This window comes from Pseudosulfitobacter sp. DSM 107133, from assembly GCF_022788695.1.
GTDB lineage: Bacteria > Pseudomonadota > Alphaproteobacteria > Rhodobacterales > Rhodobacteraceae > Pseudosulfitobacter.
This window is the reverse complement of the sequence record NZ_CP085154.1, coordinates 361,529-385,929: the sequence shown is the minus strand read 5'-3', so window position 1 is coordinate 385,929 and position 24,401 is coordinate 361,529. Positions and strand designations below refer to the sequence as shown.

Genomic DNA, 24,401 nt, shown 5'->3' with positions numbered 1-24,401 from the left:
AGCTTTGCGCAGCTACTATCTGCGTGCCGCGAAAGGAATTTCCGATGGACCAGCGCTTTGACAGACAAACAAAGGTCACGACCAGCCACTGGGGTGCCTTCGAGGTTGATGTCGAAAATGACAGAATCGTCGCGACACGTCCCTTTGCCGCCGATCCCCACCCGTCGGCCATTCCCGACATCCTGCCCGCAGCCGTTCACCACCACACCCGTGTAGCGCGCCCGTCGATCCGGCGTGGCTGGCTGGCGTCACGCGAACGCAGCGGGCGCGGGTCGGATGAATTTGTCGAACTGCCCTGGGACGAGGCCCTGGATATCGCGGCGCAAGAGCTGGAACGCGTGCGCAAGGCCCATGGCAACGAGGCCATCTATGGCGGCTCTTACGGCTGGGGCTCGGCAGGCCGGTTTCATCACGCACAAAGCCAGGTGCACCGGTTTCTGAACACGATGGGCGGCTATGTGGCCTCGTTCGGCAGCTATTCGACGGGCTGCGCGCAGGCGATCATGCCCCATGTCTTTGGCGGGAATTTTCTGACCTTCCAGTATGAAAATCAGGATGGCTGGCAGACGATCCATGACAACACCGAAACGCTGGTGATGTTCGGCGGGGTCAATCCCAAGAACGCGCAGGTCAGCATGGGCGGCGTCACAGAACATGAAACCGCAGGGTGGTTTGACCGCTTTGCGGAAAAGCAGATGCGCTGCGTCAATATCGGTCCGCAACGGGTTGATGCGCCGGCCAGCTGCGAATGGATGCCCCTGCGCCCCGGATCGGACACCGCGCTGATGCTGGCACTGGCCCATGTGATCGAGGTTGAAGGTTTGACGGACCACGCCTTTCTGGCGCGCTGTAGCGTCGGTTTCGACCGGTTCCGCCCCTATCTGCTGGGCGAAAGCGACGGGCAACCCAAGACACCGGAATGGGCCAGCCCGCTGTGTGGCGCCGACGCCGATGCAATCCGCACGCTGGCGCGGCGTATGGCGACGACACGCACGCTGATCACTGTTGCCTGGTCCCTGCAACGGGGAGAACACGGTGAACAGCCTTTTTGGATGTCGGCGGTGCTGGCCGCAATGATTGGCCAGATCGGGCTGCCCGGCGGTGGGGTCGGTTATGGTTACGGTGCCATCGGCGGCGTCGGAAAATCGTTGATCGGGCTGAGCGGCATGACGTTTTCCCAAGGCCAAAATCCGGTGCGTACCGTCATTCCGGTTGCACGGGTTGCCGACATGCTGCGCAATCCCGGACAGCTCTACGATTTCAACGGCGCCCGCGTGCCCTATCCCGATATCCGGCTGGTCTATTGGGCGGGGGGCAATCCGTTCCACCATCACCAGGACCTGAACGCCCTGCACGACGCATGGCAACGCCCCGAGACAATCATCGTCAACGAACCATGGTGGACCGCAACCGCCAAACGCGCCGACATCGTCTTTCCGGCGACAACCCCTTACGAGCGCGAAGACATCGGGCGGTCGAACCTTGACGATTATCTGTTCCATATGCCGCAACTGATCCCGCCGGTGGGCGAGGCCCGCGATGATTATGTAATATTTACAGGTCTCTCCGAGCGGCTTGGACTGGGTAACGCCTTTACCGAAGGGCGCGACGCAGAAAACTGGATCGGCATCCTGTATCAGGAATACCGCGAACTGGCTGCCCAAAAGGGTATCGAGGTTCCCGATCTGGCGACATTGAAAGAGCTGAACTGGTTGCAGCTGCCAATCCAGCGGAAAGGCCCCAACAGAAGCCTGTTTGCGCCGTTCCGCGAGGACCCCGAAGCGGCTCCGCTCAAAACGCCCTCGGGCAAGATCGAGATATTTTCCGAGACGATTGACGGCTTTGGCTATGACGACTGCCCCGGGCATCCGGTGTGGCTGCCCCCGACAGAATGGCTGGGGTCTGCCACCACAGAGACACCGTTGCACATGGTATCGCCACAACCCGGCGACAAACTGCACAGCCAGCTGGAAAGCGCATTGGCGGATGTTGCGGGCGCACGGCCTGAAACGCTGGTTATCCACCCTGGCGACGCAGAACCACGCGACATTCAGTCCGGCGATCTGGTGCGTGTGTTCAACAGCCGCGGCGCGTGTCGCGCGCGTGCATTGGTTTCGGACAGTATCCGCCAGGGCGTCGTGGCCTTGCCAACCGGTGCGTGGTTCGGTGATCCGGGCGAAAATCTCGACCCGCATGGAAACCCGAACACGCTGACCCGCGACAGGGGAACGTCACGGCTGGGTCAGGGATGCAGCGCCCATACGGCTTTGGTAAACGTCAGCAAGCTTCTGTCACCGGCATAGCACCGCAATTTTGCGAACTCGGGCCTGTCAGAGCGGACTGGGCGGGCTATACTCCTTATCAGGCCAATGCCCGTGCGTGTCCGAGTGGCAACGCCCGGATCTTTGCCCCCGAAAATGGAGCGCCCCAACCGGCCATGTCGACGGAAAATACTGCACAAACCACGCCCGATGCGGCGGAAATCGCGGATCTGATTGCCTGCCCGCATTGCGACGCACTGTATGTGGCGCGCATGCCTGCACATGGCGGACGTGCGATATGCACCCATTGTCACACCGTCCTGATCTCGCCGCGCAAAAAGGCCGGCGCCAAGATGATCGCGCTGACGCTGAGCGTGATGATCCTTGTGGTGGCGGCGCTGTTCTTTCCGTTCCTGGACATCAATGCCAGCGGATTTGGCAATTCAACCTCGATCCTCGACGCGGCGTCGAGCTTCCGGTCGGGCTATATGGTGTTTCTGTCATTTCTGGTGGCTGCCGCAATTGTCTTTGTGCCGTTGCTGCGCACCGTGCTGATCCTGTACGTGCTGGTCCCCATCGTGCGCGACCGCCCCGCCCTGCCACATGCCCGCCGGGCCTTTCGCTGGTCACAGGATCTGAAACCCTGGGCCATGGCGGAAATCTTTGCCATTGGCTGTGCGGTGGCACTGGTCAAGGTTCAGGATCTTGCGCATATCGGTTTTGGCCCCGCTTTCTGGATGTTCGCCGCATTGGTCCTGCTTGTCCTCATCAATGATAATTTCTTGTGTACATGGTCTGTATGGAAATCTCTGGAACTGGAAGAAGACTGACAGCACGTGAAGCGGGCCTTGTGGCCTGCCAGCGCTGTGCGCGGGTCTGGCCGATGGGCCAGGCGCGCTGCGGGCGCTGTGGCAGCCACCTTGTTTCACGCGACACCAAAAGCCTGCAAAAAGTCTGGGCGTGGTGGATCGCGGGTGTCATCGCCTATATTCCTGCCAACTATTATCCGATGTTGAAAACCAACACACTGGTTTCGCACTCGGAAAACACAATCATCGGCGGCGCGGTCGAACTTGCCCACCACGGCAATTACGGCGTGGCCGCAATCATCCTGATTGCAAGCGTTCTGATCCCGGTTGGCAAGTTTCTGGCGATTGCCTTTCTTGCCGTCTCGTCACAGCGCGGCACCCGCATCGCGCCCCGCGCACGCACGCATATGTACGAGATCGTCGAATTCATCGGCCGCTGGTCGATGATCGACGTCTTTGTCGTCGCCATCCTGTCCTCACTGGTCCAGCTTTCAGTCGTAGCATCCATTCGCCCTGGCCCTGCGGCGATGACCTTTGCTTTGTCTGTGATTTGCACCATGCTCTCGGCCCAGGCCTTTGATCCCCGATTGATCTGGGATGCCATGCGCCGCCCCCAAACCCGAAAGTCCTCCTGATTCATGTCCGATCTGCGCACACCCAGCCCCGAACCCGTTCCCGTCGAAGAGGGCAAACCCGCCTTCTGGGAGCGCATTTCGCTTATCTGGCTGATCCCCGTTCTGGCGCTTGCGGTTGCATTGGGTGCGGCCTGGAAGAATTACAGCGATCAGGGGCCGATTGTTGAGATCACATTTGCAAACGCCGCAGGCGTCAAAGCGGGTGAGACAGAGCTGCGTTTTCGCGATATCCGCGTGGGTCTTGTCGAAAAAGTGGGCTTTACCGAAGACCTTGAACAGGTGCGGGTCAGTGTCCGCATCGAGAAGGAACTGACCGATTTCGTTGACCGCGACGCGGTCTTTTGGATCGTGCGCCCCGAGGTTTCGGCACAAGGCGTGACCGGTCTCGATACTGTGCTGTCGGGGGTCTATATTCAGGGTTCCTGGGATGGCACGCCCGGCGGATACAACGGGTTATTCGAAGGGCTTGCGACAGCGCCGCTTCTGGGCGTCGACCACAAGGGCATCACCTTCACCCTGCGCTCGGCCGACAGCCTGCCCACCGCGAACACGCCAATCCTGTACAAGGGCCTGCAAGTCGGTCAGGTTGCCACCGCCGAAATCAACGCCGACGGCACCGGCGTCAGGGCCTCGGCGGTGATCTATGAACCCTATACCACGCTGGTCACAACCGGCACGCGCTTTTGGGACGTGTCCGGCTTTTCGTTCTCGCTGGGGGCCGCCGGAGCACAGCTGAACTTTGACAGCTTTGCCTCGCTTATTTCGGGCGGCATCACCTTTGAAACGATGGGATCCGGCGGAGAGGCCTTGTCGGAAGATGCCGTATTCGAACTGTTTCCAGGCGAAGACAGCGCCCGCGATGACTTTCTTGTTGAAGGGGACGGAAGCAGCGCAAGTGTGACGCTGACCATGGTCTTTGAACAGAACCTTTCAGGCCTCAGTGTCGGCGCCCCTGTGGAGCTGGGCGGGCTGCGCGTCGGAGAGGTGGTGTCATTGACCGGCCTTGTCGACCCCGCGCGATTTGGCGATGACAATGTGCGCTTGCTGTGTACCTTGCGGATCAATGCCAGCCGCATCGGCCTGGGTGAAAGCGCAAAGGGCGGCGACCTGCTCGACTTCCTCGAACGGCGTGTAAGCGCAGGGCTGCGCGGACAGCTGACCAATGCCTCGATCCTGACCGGCGCATTGAAAATCAGGCTGATCGACGTGGCGGACGCGGGTGACGCAACGCTGGACCGCACGGCCGAGCCCTACCCCATCCTGCCAACGACCGGTGCGAGTATCACCGACGTCGCAACCTCGGCACAGGGCGTGTTGCAGCGCGTCAATGACCTGCCCATCGAAGAGGTCATGCAATCAGCCATCAGCTTCCTGAACAACGCGACGACCCTTGTCGGCTCGCAGGCCTTGCAAGACGCCCCTGAAGAGCTGCGCGGTATCCTTGCTGCAACGCGGGACGTTGTCGAAAGCAAGGACGTCCAGGCGATACCGGGACAGGTTGCGGGCGTGCTGAAGGACCTTGAACAGATCACGGGCAAGCTGAATACAATCGTAACCGACATTGAACGCAAGCGCGTGGTCGATCAGCTGATATCGGCCATTGCAAGTGTCGAAACCGCTTCGAACGGCCTGCCTGCCATTGTCGATCAGGCCAGTGCCATTCTGGACGACGCAAGCGAAGTATCACTGAAGACACTGGCAGACCGGACATCGACATTGCTGGCCTCGGCTGAGGCATTGGTCAACCAGCCCTCGACCCGCGCCCTGCCGCAAGAGCTGAATGACGCACTTGGGCAATTGACCCTGACATTGGAGGAACTGCGCAAGGGCGGGCTGGTTGAAAATGCCAACACGACCCTTGCGTCGGCGCGCGATGCAGCAGCAGCCGTTGAAGAAGCAACCAAACTGTTGCCCGGAATAGCTGAACAGTTGCGCAACGTTGCCACGCAAGCCGGTGCAACGCTTGGCAACTACGGGCGTGACTCCGCAATCTCTCGCGAAACCAGTGCCGCGCTGCGCCAGATCGAGGCCGCGGCCTCGGCCATCGAGCGTCTGGCACGGGCCATCGAACGCAATCCTAACTCGCTCATTCTGGGACGGTAACATTATGATAACGATCAAAACAGGCAGGACCGCTGCTCTTGGCCTCGTCGCATTGCTGGCAGCTTGCGCTTCTGAGGTACGGGTCGCCACACCGGTGATAACGCCACAGACACGGATCGCGTCCAGCTTTTCCAGCCTTGAGGTCAGCGAGGTCACATTGCCCAGCTACGCCGCCGCCGAAGACATCTATTTTCGCGACGCGGACGGGGCAATCTCTCCGATGGGGACGCTATGGGCTGATCTGCCCGCGCGCGCGATCACGCTGCAACTTGCCCGTGATCTGGGTGCAATCACCGGCGTGACAGTGGCACCCGAACCCTGGCCCTTCCGCGCCTATGCGGCCGCCAAGGTAGATGTGCGAATCGAAGAACTGCTTGCGACTGCAGAAGGCGTTTTTCATCTGTCGGGGCAATATTTTGTGGCCCCCGAAGCGGGCGGGCGGGCAACCTCTGGCTCCTTTGCCATCCAGGAACCTATCGAGGGCACCCCCACCTCGGCCTCAGCCATTGCAAGCGCCAGAGGGCGGGCCGTATCGAAGCTGGCCGAAGCCATCGCGCGGCGGGGTCTGTAAGACAAAACGCACATATCGCAGCACCGCAAGTGAACATCCGGCGGCGATTGGGGGCGATGACATAGCCCCTGGTTCGGGCTGCGCTTCAAAACAATGTAAGCGTTGCCTGGACAACACCTTCCCAGTTTTCGCCTGAGCTGCGACTCCGTTTCTGACGGATATTGGGCGGGAGTTTCGCGATGGCGACTACGGTAGAGTTTCTCATGGACTACGGGGTGGAGATACGGGCCAATGGCCAGAAGCGGTGGCCCAATGAGGTCAAAGCACGGATCGTGGCTGAGAGTTTGCAGCCGGGCGTGAGCGTGAATGCAGTTGCGGCGCGGTATGGGCTTCGGGCGAACCATTTGTCGGAATGGCGGAGTCAAGCACGCGATGGCCGGTTGGTTTTGCCTGCGGGCGATGACGACGCCTTTAGTTTTGCGCCACTCGTAGTCTCGGATGGTGGCGGCTGTGCGCATATGTCGGCCGTTGCGGGGCGGTCCGCGAAGCCTGACGAGTCATCCCATACCTCCATCGAGATTGCGATTGGTCGTGTGACAGTCCGGCTCGATGGCACGACCAGTTCGACCCGGGTTGCCGAGATCGTGCGGGCAATCGAGGGTCAGCCATGATGTTCCCATCAAACCGTGTGCGGGTTCTGGTCTCGACGCAGCCTGTGGACTTCAGGAAAGGTCATGATGGGCTGGCGTCGATCGTGTCGTCGGTGCTGCGCAAGGATCCGTTCACCGGCACGGTTTTTGTGTTCCGCTCGCGCCGGGCGGATCGGCTGAAGCTTTTGTATTGGGACGGCACCGGATTGGTGATGGCTTATAAGCGGCTGGAAGAAGCGACCTTCACCTGGCCGGCGATCAAGGACGGGATGATGGCGCTGAACCACGCCCAGTTCGAGGCCCTGTTTGCCGGTCTGGACTGGCGCAAGGTCAAGGCTCTGGAGATGCGCCCACCTGCTGCGGCAGAGTGAATCAACCGCTGTCTTTTGTGTGTTTTTAATGGGGTTTTATCGTATCCTGATGGCATGATCACGACACCCGCCATTGACCTATCCACCATCCCTGCTGCGCAGCGTGCGGCGGTTTTGGCGTTGATGGAAAAGGTAGCGGCGCTTACGGAAATCACCCAACGGCAAGAGCACCTGATTGCGGAGCTGAACCATGCCCTACATGGCAAACGGTCGGAAAAGCTGACCGAGGATGAGCGGCAGCTGGCGTTCGAGGATCTGTCCATCGCCCTGGCTGAGGTCGAGGTGCAGAAGGACCAACTGGCCGCTCAGACAGGTGACAAGACGACAACCAAATCTGCGCCAAAGCGCACCATCGGCAATCTACCGGCCGCACTGCCGCGCATCGAAGAAGTCATCGAACCTGACAGCCTGAGCTGCCCTTGCGGCTGCGGCGTCATGCACAAGATCGGGGAAGACCGCAGTGAGCGGCTGGACATCGTGCCGGCGCAGTTGCGCGTCATTGTCACCGTGCGCCCGAAATACGCCTGCCGGACCTGCACCGACGGCGTGACCCAGGCTCCCGCACCATCGCATCTGATCATGGGTGCCCTGCCGACCGAGGCCACCATCGCCAATGTGCTGGTCAGCAAGTATGCGGATCATCTGCCATTATACCGCCAAAGCCAGATCCTGGCGCGTGCGGGTCTTGATCTGCACCGCGCTGTGCTGGCGGACTGGGTCGGCAAGGCGGCCTTCCACCTCAAGCCCGTCGTCGACCGGCTGGCCGAACACCTGAAACGATCCAACAAACTGTTCATGGACGAAACCACGGCCCCGGTGCTGGATCCGGGGCGCGGTAAAACCAAAACTGGCTATCTCTGGGCACTGGCCCGCGATGACCGACCATGGGGCGGTGAAGATCCGCCCGGTGTGGTTTACTTCTATGCCCCCGGTCGGGCGGGCGCGAATGCCGAAACCTTCCTGACAGGCTTCGACGGCATCCTGCAGATCGACGGCTATCAGGGCTATAACCGGCTGACCAAACCCACGCGCAAGGGCGGTGCCCCCATTCGGGTGGCCCATTGCTGGGCGCATGCGCGCCGCAAGCTGAAGGAAGTCTTTGACCGCGATGGCTCAGAGATCGCCGCCGAAGGCCTGCGCCGCATCGCTGAAATCTATATCGTCGAAGCTGACATTCGTGGCATCTCCCCCGGCCAGCGATTGTCTGCCCGTCAGGCCCGCAGTGCCCCGCTGGTCGCAGCATTCGGTGAATGGCTGGAGGCTGAGCGCCGCAAGATCTCCGCCAAATCCCGGCTGGGTGAAAAGCTGACTTACATCCACAATCACTGGGACGGACTGCAGACCTTCTTGGCCGATGGGCGCGTCGAGATCGACAACAACCGCGTCGAAAACCTGATCCGCCCCATCACCCTCAATCGGAAAAACGCCCTCTTCGCTGGGCATGACGAGGGTGGTATCGCCTGGGGCCGCATCGCCTCACTGATCGAAACCTGCAAGATCAACGGCGTCGAGCCCTTCGCCTATCTCAAGGCAACCCTCACAGCGATCGCCAATGGTCACCCACAGAGCGCCATCGACGATCTGCTCCCGTGGAACTCCAAGACGTCAAGCTGAACCGACAGTGCCCTCCTGGGAACGCTTACAAAACAATGACGGCAGATGGCTTCCGAAAGCATGGCCTGAGGCAGGCAGCAGGACAGTCAGATTGACGCTGGATCCCGTTGGCAACAGCGCCTGCACGTGGTGTTGATTTAGGTTACCAACGCAAGAAGCCCCGCGCGATGCGAGGCCTAAGGCTTTGGTATTGTTTGTTAATTTTGGTTGCGGGAGTAGGATTTGAACCTACGACCTTCAGGTTATGAGCCTGACGAGCTACCGGGCTGCTCCATCCCGCGCCAGATGGTTTTTGGTTGGATCGTTTAGAGAGATACGATTTGTAGAGGTTTTACTAGGTTTGGCAATGACCTACTCTCCCACGTCTTAAGACGCAGTACCATCGGCGCTACAGCACTTAACTGCCAGGTTCGGGATGGGGCTGGGTGTTTTGCTTGCGCTATGATCACCAAACCAAGAAAAACCTCTACGTTGTGATTTTACCGAAGGTAAAATCACAACATCTGTCCAAGTCCAAGTACATCTATTCTGATGTGTATGCTTTTGATTGTCGTTCGAAGTTTCATTCACAGTGTTATGTGTGAAGTCTTTCTTCTACTGGATCAAATCAAGCCTATCGAGCAATTAGTACCAGTCAACTGAATGCGTTACCGCACTTACATCTCTGGCCTATCGACGAGGTGGTCTACCTCGGCTCTCAGGGATACCTTGTTTTGAGGGGGGCTTCCCGCTTAGATGCCTTCAGCGGTTATCCTGTCCGATCATAGCTACCCAGCACTGCCGTTGGCACGACAACTGGTCCACCAGTGGATCGTTCACCCCGGTCCTCTCGTACTAGGGGCAACTCCTCTCAAGTATCCTACACCCACGGAAGATAGGGACCGAACTGTCTCACGACGTTCTAAACCCAGCTCACGTACCTCTTTAAACGGCGAACAGCCGTACCCTTGGGACCTGCTCCAGCCCCAGGATGAGATGAGCCGACATCGAGGTGCCAAACACTGCCGTCGATATGGACTCTTGGGCAGTATCAGCCTGTTATCCCCGGCGTACCTTTTATCCGTTGAGCGATGGCCCTCCCACTTGGGACCACCGGATCACTATGGCCGTCTTTCGACTCTGCTCGACTTGTCAGTCTCGCAGTCAGGCTGGCTTCTGCCATTGCACTCAACGAGCGATTTCCGACCGCTCTGAGCCAACCTTCGCGCGCCTCCGTTACGCTTTAGGAGGCGACCGCCCCAGTCAAACTACCCGCCACACAGGGTCCCGGATCCGGATAACGGACCGCGGTTAGACAACAAGCGAGGCAAGGGTGGTATCTCAAGGGTGGCTCCACAAGGACTAGCGTCCCTGCTTCAAAGCCTACCACCTATCCTGCACATGCCTGACCTATTGCCAGTGTGAAGCTGTAGTAAAGGTGCACGGGGTCTTTCCGTCTAACCGCGGGAAACCTGCATCTTGACAGGTAATTCAATTTCGCTGAGTCTATGTTGGAGACAGCGGGGAAGTCGTTACGCCATTCGTGCAGGTCGGAACTTACCCGACAAGGAATTTCGCTACCTTAGGACCGTTATAGTTACGGCCGCCGTTTACCTGGGCTTCAATTCAGAGCTCTCACCCCTCCTTTTAACCTTCAGGCACCGGGCAGGCGTCAGACCCTATACGTCGTCTTACGACTTCGCAGAGCCCTGTGTTTTTAATAAACAGTCGCCACCCCCTGGTTTGTGCCCCCAGCCTCTAGTTGCCTAGAAACCGGGCCTCCTTCTCGCGAACTTACGGAGGTATTTTGCCGAGTTCCTTCAACATAGTTCTCTCAAGCGCCTTGGTATTCTCTACCAGTCCACCTGTGTCGGTTTAGGGTACGATCTAGCGATGGAGCTATTTCCAGGAACCTCTCAGCAGCCCATTCAATCCGATAAGGATGAACTACCTTCGAGATCCGTCACTTCCATCTGGCCCAGGAATATTAACCTGGTTCCCATCGACTACGCCTTTCGGCCTCGCCTTAGGGGTCGGCTTACCCTGCTCAGATTAGCTTTAAGCAGGAACCCTTGGACTTTCGGCGAGGGAGTCTCTCACTCCCTTTGTCGCTACTCATGTCATCATTCTCACTAGTGATCTCTCCACCGGATCGCTCACGCGCCGGCTTCACAGAAAACTCCGCGTCTCCAATCCCACCGAAGTGGTTAAGGAGACATGGAGTTATGTCACACTACGCTCTGCTACCATGCACTAAGTGCATCCTAAGCTTCGGCTCATGGCTTGAGCCCCGTTACATCTTCGCCGCAGGACAACTTGATTAGACCAGTGAGCTGTTACGCTATCTTTAAAAGATGGCTGCTTCTAAGCCAACTTCCTGGTTGTTTTGGTCGTCCCACCTGCTTTCCCACTTAGCCATGAATTAGGGGCCTTAGCTGTAGGTCAGGGTTGTTTCCCTCTTCACGACGGACGTTAGCATTCGCCGTGTGTCTGCCATCTAGTACTCCTCGGTATTCGGAGTTTGGTTAGGATCAGTAAGCCTGTGGGGCCCCATTACCCATCCAGTGCTCTACCCCCGAGGGTATTCGGATGACGCTCTACCTAAATAGATTTCGCAGAGAACCAGCTATCTCCGAGTTTGATTGGCCTTTCACCCCTAGGCACAACTCATCCCGACCTTTTTCAACAGGTGTGGGTTCGGACCTCCAGTAAGTGTTACCTTACCTTCATCCTGGTCATGCCTAGATCACTCGGTTTCGGGTCTGATCCCACGAACTCGACGCCCTATTAAGACTCGCTTTCGCTGCGCCTACACCTAACGGCTTAAGCTTGCTCGTGAGACCAAGTCGATGACCCATTATACAAAAGGTACGCTGTCAGGCCTCAAGGGCCCTCCAACTGATTGTAGGCGTTCGGTTTCAGGTACTGTTTCACTCCCCTCGTCGGGGTGCTTTTCACCTTTCCCTCACGGTACTGGTTCACTATCGGTCAGTAAGGAGTACTTAGCCTTCGAAGGTGGTCCTCCGATCTTCAGACAGAATTTCACGTGTTCCGCCCTACTTAATACGTCCTATCGTGCTTCATATACGGGACTGTCACCCACTATGGTTGGCCTTTCCAGACCATTCTATTCACATTCAAGGCTCGGCTGGTCCCCGTTCGCTCGCCGCTACTAGGGGAGTATCAATTGATTTCCTTTCCTCCGGGTACTTAGATGTTTCAGTTCCCCGGGTTTGCTTTTCTAAACCTATGTATTCAGTCTAGAAATACCTGGTTTACCGTATTATTTTGTCCTACCGCCCGGAGGGCTACTTGAGGACGAACCCCGCATAACCATTCTTCTGGTAGGATAAATAACACAGTATCAGGTGGGTTGCCCCATTCAGAAATTCATGGATCAAAGCTTATTCTCAGCTCCCCATGACTTATCGCAGAGTATCACGTCTTTCATCGCCTCTTACTGCCAAGGCATTCACCAAACGCCCTTTTCGCGCTTGATTTGATCCAGAAAAAGAAAGACTTGAAGGCCGACCCGTAGCCTTGCGGCGACTTGAGGACCTTTGCGTCAATCGCGACCGGGCAGCTGGTAACTAAACCCGATCTTCTCCTGGGATCAAAAGTATACTTTTTCCCGCCAGCATGTTTGTGGCATGCTGACAATGAACGGCTCTTGGTTGCTCACGATCCGTGCAGGACATGAGCAGAACCGTTCTGGTTAGTGTACTTGACTTGGACAACATCGTTCGTTTCGGATGGCAGACGCCTGGGGGACCGAGGAAACAGTCCATGCAAACGCTCGCTTGAACCCGAAGGCGCAAGCACCAACCCGAGATCATCCACTTACTTATGGCGATCAAACGGTGTTGTTGTTACTTCAAGATTGCTCTCAAAGTAACTTGTATCTCTCTATACGATGTCAATCGGATGCAATTCCTGTTGGAATTGGCATCCTCGTCTGCAGAACAGACGTTCAAACATTCAACGAATGCTTGAAGATGTGTTCTACCAAGTAATGGTGGAGCCTAGGAGGATCGAACTCCTGACCTCCTGAATGCAAATCAGGCGCTCTCCCAGCTGAGCTAAGGCCCCATCTAACCCTTTCGGGATACTGGTGGGTCGAGGAGGACTTGAACCTCCGACCTCACGCTTATCAGGCGTGCGCTCTAACCACCTGAGCTACCGACCCGGTTTTCGTTTTGCAGAGCAAAACAAAACCCGTGTGCGACAGGGTATTGCAACGCAATGCCCGTAAGCAGCACTCAGTGGTTATGTCACCTGACAGCTGCCGGTAACGGCTGCTGCCGCGATTTCCTGAAGAGATATGAGGACGGCTCGGTCCGAAAGGTCATCTTGCGATGCCTTCAATGTGGACAGCTTTGTTTGCTGTCCTGCTAAGTGTTTCACGATCAAGAGCAAGCTCGAGATACTAGAAACATCCTTAGAAAGGAGGTGATCCAGCCGCAGGTTCCCCTACGGCTACCTTGTTACGACTTCACCCCAGTCGCTGATCCTACCGTGGTCCGCTGCCTCCTCGAAAGGTTGGCGCACGGCCGTCGGGTAGAACCAACTCCCATGGTGTGACGGGCGGTGTGTACAAGGCCCGGGAACGTATTCACCGCGTCATGCTGTTACGCGATTACTAGCGATTCCGACTTCATGGGGTCGAGTTGCAGACCCCAATCCGAACTGAGACATCTTTTGGGGATTAACCCACTGTAGATGCCATTGTAGCACGTGTGTAGCCCAACCCGTAAGGGCCATGAGGACTTGACGTCATCCACACCTTCCTCCCGCTTATCACGGGCAGTTTCTTTAGAGTGCCCAGCCGAACTGCTGGCAACTAAAGATGTGGGTTGCGCTCGTTGCCGGACTTAACCGAACATCTCACGACACGAGCTGACGACAGCCATGCAGCACCTGTCACTAGGTCCCGAAGGAAGGCTCCATCTCTGGAGTTGTCCTAGGATGTCAAGGGTTGGTAAGGTTCTGCGCGTTGCTTCGAATTAAACCACATGCTCCACCGCTTGTGCGGGCCCCCGTCAATTCCTTTGAGTTTTAATCTTGCGACCGTACTCCCCAGGCGGAATGCTTAATCCGTTAGGTGTGTCACCGAACAGTATACTGCCCGACGACTGGCATTCATCGTTTACGGTGTGGACTACCAGGGTATCTAATCCTGTTTGCTCCCCACACTTTCGCACCTCAGCGTCAGTATCGAGCCAGTGAGCCGCCTTCGCCACTGGTGTTCCTCCGAATATCTACGAATTTCACCTCTACACTCGGAATTCCACTCACCTCTCTCGAACTCAAGACCAGGAGTTTTGGAGGCAGTTCCAGGGTTGAGCCCTGGGATTTCACCCCCAACTTTCTGATCCGCCTACGTGCGCTTTACGCCCAGTAATTCCGAACAACGCTAACCCCCTCCGTATTACCGCGGCTGCTGGCACGGAGTTAGCCGGGGTTTCTTTACCAGGTACTGTCATTATCATCCCTGGCGAAAGTGCTTTACGACCCTAAGGCCTTCATCACACACGCGGCATGGCTAGATCAGGCTTGCGCCCATTGTCTAAGATTCCCCACTGCTGCCTCCCGTAGGAGTCTGGGCCGTGTCTCAGTCCCAGTGTTGCTGATCATCCTCTAAAACCAGCTAAAGATCGTAGACTTGGTAGGCCATTACCCCACCAACTATCTAATCTTACGCGGGCTGATCCTTCTCCGATAAATCTTTCCCCCGAAGGGCGTATATGGTATTACTCTCAGTTTCCCGAGGCTATTCCATAGAGAAGGGTACATTCCCACGCGTTACTAACCCGTCCGCCGCTCGCCCCGAAGGGTGCGCTCGACTTGCATGTGTTAGGCCTGCCGCCAGCGTTCGTTCTGAGCCAGGATCAAACTCTCAAGTTGAAAAGCAATTGCTTGCTTATCCTTGACGTCGAACCTCTGCACATCGACCTGCACCACTTACTGAATGATACAGGCGTCTTTTCTGTTTGTTGTGCTTCAGTTACCAAAGTAACCAGAAGCCGTACAAACAGTGAAGCTGACACTCTATAATCGGTAGCGAGATAAATCCCATTCCCTAAGAGCGCGATATACAGACGTTGATCCATCGAATGAACCAAACCGCCCACATATCTCTTCAGATATTATCAATTTCAAAGAGCGTAGAGACAAAAACAAACCGTGATGCGCCCTAACTTCTTGGCGCGCCCCGCCTGCTCTATCTCTGTTTTTACTTCCGCCTCGTTGCCACCGCGTCTCCGCTCCGGCCCGTCTGGCGCCCCGTTGGTGCATCACTGCGCCGCCGGTGAAGGGGGTTCTAAGTCTAACTCCCAATACCCGCAACCCCTTTTTTCAACAATATGACAGTTTTCTGAAAAAAACCGAATTTCCCAGGAAAATCAGGGTATTGGGTTCGCAATATTTCGCAGACCCCGGGTCAGATGTGTTGATTATTACCCAAGACAGTCCGATCCGTTAGCGCAAGACAGGCCCAGACCCGACTTATCCACAGACTCGCACCCAGGATTGGCCCGAGTCACGCCAAAGGAATCGCAATTCTGGTGGATTTGGGCGACCCGCTGCGCGTGTTTTGGCGCCTTCGAGTCGCCTTGCCCCGCGATTCACCTGAAGAATCGACGGTGATTCCGGCAAATTCGGGACGGAATCGCAAAAATCGGGCGGGTCCTGCCTTCCATAACTGCGATTCTTTGCAGCTTTGGGGCATTTCAGGTGCCTGCGCTTTGGGCGAAGTGAAAAGAATTCGCCCGATTCCCCGAAATCGCGGCAATTTCGGCCCCGTTCAGGCTGTGACGCGTTTGGGCCAGCGCAGCCGCAACACCAGCAAACCCATAATGATGGCCATATAGACCAGTGGTTCGATCTGGATGCCTTTGACCAGCCAGATGTAATGCACGCCGCCCAGTACCGCCGCCACATAGGACAGCTTGTGCAGCTTGCGCCAAGCAGGTCCCAGTTTGCGCACGGACCAGTTGTTTGATGTCATCGCCAAGGGGATCAGCAGCACAAAGGCGGCAAAGCCGATGGTCACATAGGGACGTTTGACAATGTCCGCCCAGATCTGGCTCCAGATCTGCACATCAAGGAACAGCCAGACGGCAAAGTGCAGACAGACATAGACAAAGGCCATGATCCCCACGGCCCGACGAAAGCGGATCAGGTTCAGCCCGACAAAGCGGCGCAGCGGGGTAACAGACAGCCCTGCGACAATCAGCTTGAGCGCCCACAGGCCCAGCGCGTGCTCAAGCCCTTTGACCGGGTCACGCCCCAGGCCCCCCGCGAAGCCTTGATAGAGCAGGGACAAGGCCGGCAGCAGCAACACTATATATACGACCCATGTGGGGATGCGCCGTGCCGCGCTGTTGATACGATTCACAATGGCTGTCATCACAAGCTCAACTCTTTTCATGCGGGGCATGTCGCGCCGCTATACCAATAGGTGTGTTATGACCATCAGTGTGCAGCCCTTGTCTCAGACTTTCCGTGGCTCTTCTGCGAAGGTGGAGCCGGTGCCAGCCACCTTTTGGATCGCAGGCACCGGCGACGGGTGGATCGTCTGCGGCCAGGTCTTCGAGGACCGTAATCAAGTGAGATCGCCCGTCGTCTTCGCATGAGGCCTGAACGGATACGCAGCAGCTCACAGGCTCTGCACGACAAGCAAAGGACATGACGAAGATGATCAACGATACCATCGGCATCGACATCTCGAAAGCGCATCTTGACGCGCACCGGCTCAGCACCGCAACCCACGCCCGGTTCGACAATACCGCGACAGGCCTGCGCGCCTTCGAGCGCTGGTTGGGGCAGACAACGCCGGAGCGCGTGGTCTTCGAGCCCACCGGCCCCTACCACCGACGCCTCGAGAGCCATTTCTCAGGCCGCCTGCCGCTCGTCAAGGTGAACCCGCTGCAGGCCCGCCGCTTCGCGCAGGCCCACGGCACACGCGCTAAGACCGACGCGGTCGATGCCCGCATGCTCGCGCTCATGGGGCGCGCGCTGGAGCTGGTTCCGGACCAGCCAACCGACCCCAAACAGCGTGAAATCAAGGAGTTGCATGTCGCCCGCACCGGGCTGGTGCGGGATCGTACCGCGCTGATGAACCGCCTTGGCACGCAACAGCTCGACGTGACCCGCCGCCTGACCCGGGCACGCCTGCGTCAGGTCAACCACCAGATCGACAGGCTTAACGCCGAAATCGAACGGCGAAACCGCGATTGCCCGGAACGCGCCAGGGCAATCGGCATTCTCACCTCGATCCCCGGGATCGGTGCCATCACCGCACGGGCGCTGCTCAGCGAATGCCCCGAGATCGGCACTCTGGGGTCAAAGCAGATCGCGGCGCTCGCAGGTCTCGCGCCGATCACGTGTCAGTCCGGTCAGTGGAGCGGAAAGGCCCACATCCAGGGCGGGCGCAGGCTCCTGCGCGAGAGCCTGTTCATGCCCGCCCTCGTCGCCATGAAGCGAAACCCCGATCTGAGCCAGAAATACGATGCCCTCAGAGCCGCCGGAAAACCCCACAAGGTCGCGCTCGCCGTCCTCATGCGAAAACTCCTGATCCTCGCAAACACTCTCATAAGCGAAAACAGAGAATGGACACCAAAACACCCTTGACCAAGACGGATACTTGATTCAGGCAGGCCCCACGATCTTTGTCCATGCGGCCCTTGCGACCTGCGCGTTGGCTTTGGGCCTGTGGCAGATACTGGCCGCCAAGGGCACACCGCTGCATCGCGGACTTGGGCGCGTCTGGGTGGGCCTCATGGCCATTGTCGCACTGTCCAGTTTCTGGATTCATGAATTCCGCCTGTTCGGCCCGTTCAGCCCCATACACATTCTGTCTGCAATCACGCTGGTCAGCCTGCCCTTTGCCATACGCGCCGCGCGCCAGGGCAACATCGCCAAGCACCGCCGCATGATGCGCATCCTGTTCTTCATAGGCGTCCTTGTACCCGGCGCCTTCACCTTGCTGCCGGGGCGGGCGATGCATGCTGTGTTTTTTGGCGGCTGACAGGATCAGTAGTTCGCCTTCAGGTCCATGCCCGCGTACAGGCTGGCCACCTCGTCCTCGTAGCCGTTGAACATCAACGTCGGGACACGGCGGGCAAACAACCCGCCGCCCAGGGGGCGTTCGGTGGCCTGTGACCAGCGCGGATGGCTGACCTCGGGGTTCACGTTGCTGTAGAACCCGTATTCCCGCGCGTTTGCCTTGTTCCAGCTGGTCGGCGGCTCCTTGTCGGTCAATGTAATGCGCACGATCGACTTGATCGACTTGAACCCGTATTTCCATGGCACCACCAGACGCATCGGCGCGCCGTTCTGGTTCGGGATGTCCTTGCCATAAATACCGGTCGCCATGATCGTCAGCGGGTGCATCGCCTCGTCCAGACGCAAACCTTCGACATAGGGCCAGTCGAGAACGGGGTAGCGCACACCGGGCATTTCATCGGGGCGCAACACGGTTTCAAAGGCCACGTATTTCGCGCCCGACTGCACGCCTGCCATGTTCAAAAGGTCAGCCAGCTCGAAGCCGTTCCACGGCACCACCATCGACCATGCCTCGACACAGCGGAAGCGATAGAGGCGTTCCTCGATGGTCATCGCCTTGAGGATGTCTTCCAGCGCATAGTCGGCGGGCTTGTCGACCATGCCGTCGATCTTGACGGTCCAGGGTTTGGTGGTCAAAGCGCCCGCGTATTCTGCGGGGTCTTCCTTGCCGGTGCCGAATTCATAATAGTTGTTGTACTGGGTGATGTCCTCCCAGGGGTTCGGCGTCAGCGCATCTTGCGCCTGTGCAGCGCCCGCCATGCCGACCAACCCAAGGCCCGCCGCTCCGGCCATCAGCTGCCGGCGGTTCAGGAACGCCGCCTCGGGCGTGACATCCCGATCCGTTAATGTGTTGGTCCAGCGATTTGCCATTTGGGTCGTCTCCTCATCCGTTTCACAACGTTATGCACAGAATATGGAGGGAACAAACGCCAGGACCAGCCAGTTCACGCGAAGTTGGCCCTGTGTAACAATTGCCTTTTCAAGCGGACGCTATCCCGCGACATGCAGACCCGGATGGATTTCATTCATCGGAACAGAGCGACCATTGTCTTGCATGATCCGCACATGACGGCGCCGCAACAGGCGCGGCTCGGCCACCCCCACCGAATGAGCGATGATCTCGACCTCGTGGATGATTTCCTGCGCATAAAGCGCGACGCGCCGGTCCTTGTCTTCGACCACCAGCCCCTTTTGCAGGCGCGGATCGTGGGTGGTGATGCCTGTGGGGCATGTGTTCTTGTTGCACTTGAGCGACTGGATACAGCCCAGCGAAAACATAAAGCCCCGCGCCGAGGTGACAAAATCGGCCCCCGCAGCCAGCGCCCATGCCACATCGCCGGGATTGACCAGCTTGCCGCTGGCGACCAGCCGGATGCGGTCCTTTAATCCGGCTTCGTTGCGCAGATCGGCCGCCAGCGGCAGCGATTCACGCACCGACATGCCCACCAGATCAATCAGCGGCATCGGGGCCGCCCCTGTGCCCCCTTCGCCACCGTCGATGGTGATGAAATCGGGTGCGCAATCCGCCCCGCGCGTCTTGATGGTCTGCATCAGGTCGCGAAACGACTCCCTGTCGCCCACCACTGTCTTGATCCCCACCGGTTTGCCGGTGATGTCGCGCAGGCGCACGATCATATCCAGCAGGTCGTCCCAATCGTCGATTTCAACGTGCCGGTTGGGCGAGATGGCATCAACCCCCGCCACAAGCCCGCGAATTTCGGCAATCTCGGCGGTCACCTTGGCACCGGGCAGAATGCCCCCCTTGCCCGGTTTGGCCCCTTGGGCCAGCTTCAGCTCGAACATCTTGACGCAGGCGTGCGCCGCAATCTGGCGCAGCTTGTCTTCGTTCAGCGAGCCGTCAGGATTGCGCACGCCGAATTTGGCCGTGCCGATCTGGAAAACGATGTCACAACCGCCCTCAAGGTGAAACGGGCTGAGCCCGCCCTCGCCCGTGTTCATCCAGATGCCTGCCTTGGCCGCGCCACGGCTGAGCGCGCGCACCGCAGGGCGCGACAGCGCACCATAGCTCATGCCCGAAATGTTGAAGAACGACTGCGCCAAATAGGGCATACGCGCACCTGCCCCGATCAGCATCGGTTCGGAACTGGCGAACTGGTCATCCAGCGGCGGAAAGGCCGCGTTCACAAATATCGGGGTGCCCACAATCGACAGATTGCGGGTCGACCCGAAGGCGACCGTGTTGCTGTGCGGCTCTCCGGTGCGTTTGACCCAGTCGCGTTGGGCGCGATTGAACGGCAGTTCTTCGCGGTCCATCGCGAAAAAATACTGGCGAAAGAACTCTCCGAGGGCGGAAAAGATATGCCGAAACCGCCCGATCACCGGATAGTTGCGCCGGATCGCATCCGCGGTCTGAAGACGGTCGATCACGAACAGTACAAACACAAACACCAGGGCAGCCCCAACCAGCCCGATGAATACAAACGCAAGGAGTTCCAGTACTGTCAGCGTCGTCCCCATGTCTCTGTCTTCCTGTTTGTCAGCCTATACGCAAAGTGTGGCCACTTGATCGTCAACGCAAGGGCACATCGCTGCCTTCATCTGGCGCGGATTCGCAGGCCGCACAGCGCTGTTGGCGACAAAGTCGCCCGGCACGCGCGCATTGTCACCCCTGAGGAGACAGTGCCGAATATCCGTCCGCCAAGAGCGCGGTAAAACCTTGGACAAAACTTGGTTTTTACACACGGGTGATCACCCGCCATGCTAGTATCGTTCGAAATTCAATAGTTATTTCTGCCACAAAAACAATAAGCCAGAACCTGGGGACACACATGCCAACCACCTACACAGAACTGAATGAAACGCTTGAAAACACCGTTTCAGAGAGCTTCAACAGTGGCGCGCCGATCGCGGTGAACCTGGGCGACCAGTTGCTGGGCTCGCTTGGCATGACCTACGCGCTTTGGGAAGATACCTCTGACAGTGTCGAGCTGCATCTGATCGAAGGTTTGACATATACGTTCACGCTGACCGGAACATCCACCGCCGGGACGCTGGATTTTTCCATCGGGGGCGAAAGCATATCAGTTGCCAACCCCGGTGACGGATTCTCGGTCGCGCTGACCTATACCGCCCAAACCACCGGCGATGTCACGTTCACGCTTGGACAAGATGCCAACCTGACCGACTATTCCCTTGGCGTCACCGCCATCAGCTATCGCGACCCCACTGAGGGCGATGATTACATCGTGGCCAACATGACCTCTGACCGCGCCTCGCTCTTGGGGGGCAACGACACCTATATTGCTCTGGGTGGATCGGATCAGGTGTGGGGCGGTCTGGGCAACGACTTTATCGACGGCGTCTGCGGCAACGACAAGCTGTGGGGCGAAGAAGGCAATGACACCATCCTGGGCGGCAACGGGCGCGACAGCATGTGGGGCGGCATCGGGAGTGACAGCCTGAACGGCCAGAATCAGGAAGATCAAATCTGGGGCAATGACGGAGACGATACGCTGGTCGGTGAAAAGGGCAATGACACCATCGACGGCGGCAACGGCAATGATGACATCACCGGCGGCAAAGAAGACGATCTGCTGACCGGCGGCGCGGGCAATGACATCTTCCGCTATGCCAGCGATATGGGGCGCGACACCATCACCGACTTTACCAGCGGCCAAGACCTGATTGACCTCAAAAAGCTGAGCATCTCGGACATTGGCGACCTGACCATCAGCCAGGTGGGCGACAATGCCCGCATCAACTTTGGTGATTTCCAGTACGTCGAGCTGACCGGTGTCATGGCCACGGACCTGACCAACGCCGACTTCATTCTGGATGTCGCGCCTGTGGTGGCGCCCTCGGAAGGCGGCGACGATCTGCAAGGCACGAATGCCGCTGAGCTGTTCGATTTGCTGGGTGGCAGCGACCGTGTCCGCGCAAGCGGCGGCGATGACACCATTTGGGGCGGCACCGGCATCGACACGATCGAAGGCGGCGACGGCAACGACAGTATCCTTGGCGGGTCGGGCGCGGATCGCATCTATGGCGATGCGGGCAACGACACGATCTACGGCGAGGCCGATAATGACGTGATCTATGGCGGTACTGGCAATGATTACATCAACGGCGGAAACGCAAACGACCGCATCTATGGTCAGGACGGCGACGACACGCTGATCGGTGACAACGGCAACGACAAACTGTGGGGCGGCGCCGGAAACGATCTGATCGACGGCGGCGCGGGCAAGGACCTGATCGAAGCCGGAGACGGCAACGATACCATCGTCGGCGGCTATGGCGATGACAATATGACCGGTGGCGCCGGGGCGGACATCTTCGTGTTCGACGACCGTATGCGCGCCGACACCGTGACCGACTTTACCGACGGCGAGGATCTGCTGGATATGTCCGCATGGGGCTTTGCCAGTGTCGCCGATATGACCTTCCAACAACTGGGCGCGGATGTGTTCATTCAGTTCAGCGACCGCGACAGCCTGCTTTTGCAGAATGTCGATGTCGCCGATCTGGACACCAGCGACTTTATCTTCGACCTGGGCCCGATACTCTGATGACCTCCAAAGTCTGACTGCGAAAAGGGGTGCCCGTTACCGGGTGCCCTTTTTTGTGTCTGCCCGCAGGTGCTTGCAGCCGTCCCGTTTCAGAACAGATACCCTTTGGCCAGTCTGCGCGCGCGCAGGTACAGCGCCTGCACATCTGTCTCGCCCGACAGGCTTGCGCCATCAATCATGCCGCGCAGCGCAAAGACCAGATCACGGGCCGCGACCTCTGGATTCCCGATGCCATGATGGGTCAGAAACGCCACGATGGTGTCATTGATCTGCGCGTTCAACGTGTTGGTTTCCTGCGCCAGCGGCAAATAGTTTTCAACATATTCCAGGGTTTTCGACAGTTTCGGGAAATGCAGCTGGCTGCTGACCGCCGCGTGCAACAGTTTGGCCAGCGTGTCGTCAAAGGCTTCGGACTGCATGGACGCCGTCGCCGCTTGCAGCTCTTGCAACAGCAAGGCGCGCTTCTCGCGGATCAGTTGCGTCAGGATCGCATCTTTGGACGGAAAGTATTGATACAGCGTTCCGATGCTGACGCCCGCCACCTCGGCCACGCGGTTGGTGGTCAGATGATCCAGCCCGCCGGTCTGCAAAATATGAGCAGCCCCTTGCAGGATGGCCTCGACCGACGCCTTGGCACGCGCCTGTTTGGGCGTCTTTCTAGGGTTGATCTGCGCTTGGGTCATGGCGGCCGGAATGCGAGTTGTGAAATGTGAGCAGTCGCTCGATTATTGTGGAAAGCCTGATAAACATAAAGGGGTTTCCCGATGACCTGGACGATTTTCATGCTGTTGCGCGCAACCCCGCACTGGCTGGGCCACAGCATCACCGAACGCGACAGCATTGCCGTTGACTGTCTGGCGCAGGCCGGTCTGAACGATCATGTGTCGATGCGGTTTTATGACGCCGAGGCGTTTTCCGGCACCTGTTCGGATGTGGCGGTTTTCGAGACCACCGATCTGGCGGCCTATTACTTTGTCATCGAACGGCTGCGCAACACGCCGCTGTTCGCCAAACCCTATTTCGACGTCATCGACATTATCCCGGCTTTGGAAAACGGGCATCAGGCCTTTCAGCAGGCGGAACGGGCATGAGCATTTCACTGGCAGGACGCACCGCGCTGGTAACAGGAGGCGCGCGCGGGATCGGTTTGGAAATCTCGCGCCAGCTGATCGCGCAGGGCTGCCGCGTCGTTGCGGTGGGGCGGAACACGCGCCATCTGGACGCGCTCAAGGCCGAAGGTGGCAAGCAGGTTGCGGTGATTCAGGCCGACCTGTCCCAACAGACCGAAATTGACAGGCTGATCACCCGGCTCACAGCCGAGCACCCGGACATCAGCATTCTGATCAACAACGCAGGCATCCAGCGGGAAATGGATCTGTTCCACGATCCCCTGACCGAGACCATCCCCGGCACCCGCCGCGAAATTGCGCTGAATCTGGACGGGCTGATCTGTCTGACCCTGGGCTTGTTGCCGGTCTTGTCGGCGCAGAAATCTGCGCATATCGTCAATATCACCTCGGCACTTGCCGTGGTCCCCAAGGCCGCCTCGCCGGTCTATTGCGCAACCAAGGCTGCGGCGCGTTCGTTCACCACAACGCTGCGCTATCAATGCGAGGACCACGCCCCGCACGTCAAGGTAAGCGAGGCGATCATGGCACTGGTCGACACCGACATGACCGCAGGGCGCGGCACCAGGAAGATCTCGGCCCATGTCGCGGCCAAAGAGGTGATTGCCGGACTGGCGCGCGGGCGTCGTGAAATCTGGGTGGGCAAGACCAAAATCCTGCGCATCCTGCACCGCGCCCTGCCCGCGGTGGCCGCGTCGATCATGCGCTAGGGTCTGGCCCCCAAGGGGCGCCCGGCGTCGCGCGCC

17 protein-coding genes, 3 tRNA genes and 3 rRNA genes are annotated in these 24,401 nt (G+C 58.4%); 13 read left to right on the top strand and 10 right to left on the bottom strand.

The window, feature by feature from the left end; translation table 11 throughout:
• Positions 1-44: 44 nt before the first annotated feature.
• From DSM107133_RS01855 to DSM107133_RS01820, 8 genes are all read left to right on the top strand, one after another.
• Complete coding sequence (locus DSM107133_RS01855) at positions 45-2,303, top strand: molybdopterin-dependent oxidoreductase (protein WP_114294063.1); 2,259 nt, start codon at positions 45-47, stop codon at positions 2,301-2,303.
• 134 nt (positions 2,304-2,437) lie between these two features.
• Complete coding sequence (locus DSM107133_RS01850) at positions 2,438-3,091, top strand: paraquat-inducible protein A (RefSeq protein WP_114294064.1); 654 nt, start codon at positions 2,438-2,440, stop codon at positions 3,089-3,091.
• Positions 3,092-3,144: 53 nt separating this feature from the next.
• Positions 3,145-3,705, top strand: coding sequence for a paraquat-inducible protein A (locus DSM107133_RS01845; protein WP_240310568.1), 561 nt, complete (start codon positions 3,145-3,147; stop codon positions 3,703-3,705).
• Between the two features lie 3 nt (positions 3,706-3,708).
• A complete protein-coding gene (locus DSM107133_RS01840; protein WP_114294066.1) occupies positions 3,709-5,808 on the top strand; it encodes an MlaD family protein in 2,100 nt (699 codons plus the stop codon).
• A 4-nt stretch (positions 5,809-5,812) separates the two neighbouring features.
• Positions 5,813-6,379 carry an ABC-type transport auxiliary lipoprotein family protein gene (locus DSM107133_RS01835; protein ID WP_114294067.1) on the top strand — a complete coding sequence of 189 codons (567 nt, stop codon included), beginning with the start codon at positions 5,813-5,815 and terminating at the stop codon, positions 6,377-6,379.
• A 179-nt stretch (positions 6,380-6,558) separates the two neighbouring features.
• Positions 6,559-6,990, top strand: a complete 432-nt coding sequence (locus tag DSM107133_RS01830; RefSeq protein WP_114294068.1) for a transposase — start codon at positions 6,559-6,561, stop codon at positions 6,988-6,990.
• A complete protein-coding gene (gene tnpB, locus DSM107133_RS01825) occupies positions 6,987-7,340 on the top strand; it encodes an IS66 family insertion sequence element accessory protein TnpB (RefSeq protein ID WP_067629907.1) in 354 nt (117 codons plus the stop codon). The genes DSM107133_RS01830 and tnpB overlap by 4 nt, the downstream gene beginning before the upstream one ends.
• 54 nt (positions 7,341-7,394) lie before the next feature.
• Positions 7,395-8,954: an IS66 family transposase gene (locus DSM107133_RS01820; RefSeq protein WP_114294069.1), complete on the top strand. Its 1,560-nt coding sequence runs from the start codon at positions 7,395-7,397 to the stop codon at positions 8,952-8,954.
• 204 nt (positions 8,955-9,158) lie between these two features.
• On the opposite strand, the gene DSM107133_RS01815 is transcribed toward DSM107133_RS01820, so the two are convergent.
• The 7 genes from DSM107133_RS01815 to msrQ form a co-directional block, all read right to left on the bottom strand.
• A tRNA-Met gene (locus tag DSM107133_RS01815) sits at positions 9,159-9,235 on the bottom strand.
• Positions 9,236-9,292: 57 nt separating this feature from the next.
• Positions 9,293-9,407, bottom strand: a 5S ribosomal RNA gene (gene rrf / locus DSM107133_RS01810).
• A gap of 150 nt (positions 9,408-9,557) precedes the next feature.
• Positions 9,558-12,433: ribosomal RNA gene (locus DSM107133_RS01805) — 23S ribosomal RNA — on the bottom strand.
• A 513-nt stretch (positions 12,434-12,946) separates the two neighbouring features.
• Positions 12,947-13,022 (bottom strand) — tRNA-Ala (locus tag DSM107133_RS01800).
• Between the two features lie 20 nt (positions 13,023-13,042).
• Positions 13,043-13,119, bottom strand: a tRNA-Ile gene (locus DSM107133_RS01795).
• A 256-nt stretch (positions 13,120-13,375) separates the two neighbouring features.
• Positions 13,376-14,837, bottom strand: a 16S ribosomal RNA gene (locus DSM107133_RS01790).
• The 16S, 23S and 5S rRNA genes sit together here with 3 tRNA genes alongside, the layout of an rRNA operon.
• A gap of 898 nt (positions 14,838-15,735) precedes the next feature.
• Positions 15,736-16,341 (bottom strand): protein-methionine-sulfoxide reductase heme-binding subunit MsrQ, encoded by a 606-nt coding sequence (gene msrQ / locus DSM107133_RS01785; RefSeq protein WP_205387838.1) that lies wholly within the window; start codon positions 16,339-16,341, stop codon positions 15,736-15,738.
• Positions 16,342-16,619: 278 nt separating this feature from the next.
• Between msrQ and DSM107133_RS01780 the strand changes: the two genes are divergently transcribed.
• Both DSM107133_RS01780 and DSM107133_RS01775 read left to right on the top strand, forming a co-directional pair.
• Positions 16,620-17,564, top strand: a complete 945-nt coding sequence (locus DSM107133_RS01780) for an IS110 family transposase (protein WP_114291353.1) — start codon at positions 16,620-16,622, stop codon at positions 17,562-17,564.
• Positions 17,565-17,577: 13 nt separating this feature from the next.
• Positions 17,578-17,961, top strand: coding sequence for a DUF2306 domain-containing protein (locus DSM107133_RS01775; protein WP_114293094.1), 384 nt, complete (start codon positions 17,578-17,580; stop codon positions 17,959-17,961).
• Between the two features lie 5 nt (positions 17,962-17,966).
• On the opposite strand, the gene msrP is transcribed toward DSM107133_RS01775, so the two are convergent.
• A complete protein-coding gene (msrP, locus tag DSM107133_RS01770; RefSeq protein WP_114293093.1) occupies positions 17,967-18,869 on the bottom strand; it encodes a protein-methionine-sulfoxide reductase catalytic subunit MsrP in 903 nt (300 codons plus the stop codon).
• Between the two features lie 120 nt (positions 18,870-18,989).
• Complete coding sequence (locus DSM107133_RS01765; RefSeq protein WP_114293092.1) at positions 18,990-20,477, bottom strand: FMN-binding glutamate synthase family protein; 1,488 nt, start codon at positions 20,475-20,477, stop codon at positions 18,990-18,992.
• 311 nt (positions 20,478-20,788) lie between these two features.
• Between DSM107133_RS01765 and DSM107133_RS01760 the strand changes: the two genes are divergently transcribed.
• A complete protein-coding gene (locus DSM107133_RS01760) occupies positions 20,789-22,528 on the top strand; it encodes a calcium-binding protein (RefSeq protein ID WP_114293091.1) in 1,740 nt (579 codons plus the stop codon).
• An 89-nt stretch (positions 22,529-22,617) separates the two neighbouring features.
• Here DSM107133_RS01760 and DSM107133_RS01755 read toward each other — a convergent pair whose 3' ends face one another.
• Positions 22,618-23,211, bottom strand: coding sequence for a TetR/AcrR family transcriptional regulator (locus tag DSM107133_RS01755; RefSeq protein WP_114293090.1), 594 nt, complete (start codon positions 23,209-23,211; stop codon positions 22,618-22,620).
• A gap of 81 nt (positions 23,212-23,292) precedes the next feature.
• Between DSM107133_RS01755 and DSM107133_RS01750 the strand changes: the two genes are divergently transcribed.
• Positions 23,293-23,619, top strand: coding sequence for a darcynin family protein (locus tag DSM107133_RS01750; protein ID WP_114293089.1), 327 nt, complete (start codon positions 23,293-23,295; stop codon positions 23,617-23,619).
• Entirely contained in the window at positions 23,616-24,365 is a 750-nt protein-coding gene (locus DSM107133_RS01745) for an SDR family NAD(P)-dependent oxidoreductase (RefSeq protein ID WP_114293088.1), read from the top strand. Before DSM107133_RS01750 ends, DSM107133_RS01745 begins: the two co-directional genes overlap by 4 nt.
• Positions 24,366-24,401: the final 36 nt, after the last annotated feature.

Coding starts and splice junctions, on each gene's coding strand:
- DSM107133_RS01855 (WP_114294063.1), top strand. CDS start 45: ATGGACCAGCGCTTTGACAGACAAACAAAGGTCACGACCAGCCACTGG.
- DSM107133_RS01850 (WP_114294064.1), top strand. CDS start 2,438: ATGTCGACGGAAAATACTGCACAAACCACGCCCGATGCGGCGGAAATC.
- DSM107133_RS01845 (WP_240310568.1), top strand. CDS start 3,145: ATGGGCCAGGCGCGCTGCGGGCGCTGTGGCAGCCACCTTGTTTCACGC.
- DSM107133_RS01840 (WP_114294066.1), top strand. CDS start 3,709: ATGTCCGATCTGCGCACACCCAGCCCCGAACCCGTTCCCGTCGAAGAG.
- DSM107133_RS01835 (WP_114294067.1), top strand. CDS start 5,813: ATGATAACGATCAAAACAGGCAGGACCGCTGCTCTTGGCCTCGTCGCA.
- DSM107133_RS01830 (WP_114294068.1), top strand. CDS start 6,559: ATGGCGACTACGGTAGAGTTTCTCATGGACTACGGGGTGGAGATACGG.
- tnpB (WP_067629907.1), top strand. CDS start 6,987: ATGATGTTCCCATCAAACCGTGTGCGGGTTCTGGTCTCGACGCAGCCT.
- DSM107133_RS01820 (WP_114294069.1), top strand. CDS start 7,395: ATGATCACGACACCCGCCATTGACCTATCCACCATCCCTGCTGCGCAG.
- msrQ (WP_205387838.1), bottom strand. CDS start 16,341: ATGACAGCCATTGTGAATCGTATCAACAGCGCGGCACGGCGCATCCCC.
- DSM107133_RS01780 (WP_114291353.1), top strand. CDS start 16,620: ATGACGAAGATGATCAACGATACCATCGGCATCGACATCTCGAAAGCG.
- msrP (WP_114293093.1), bottom strand. CDS start 18,869: ATGGCAAATCGCTGGACCAACACATTAACGGATCGGGATGTCACGCCC.
- DSM107133_RS01765 (WP_114293092.1), bottom strand. CDS start 20,477: ATGGGGACGACGCTGACAGTACTGGAACTCCTTGCGTTTGTATTCATC.
- DSM107133_RS01760 (WP_114293091.1), top strand. CDS start 20,789: ATGCCAACCACCTACACAGAACTGAATGAAACGCTTGAAAACACCGTT.
- DSM107133_RS01755 (WP_114293090.1), bottom strand. CDS start 23,211: ATGACCCAAGCGCAGATCAACCCTAGAAAGACGCCCAAACAGGCGCGT.
- DSM107133_RS01750 (WP_114293089.1), top strand. CDS start 23,293: ATGACCTGGACGATTTTCATGCTGTTGCGCGCAACCCCGCACTGGCTG.
- DSM107133_RS01745 (WP_114293088.1), top strand. CDS start 23,616: ATGAGCATTTCACTGGCAGGACGCACCGCGCTGGTAACAGGAGGCGCG.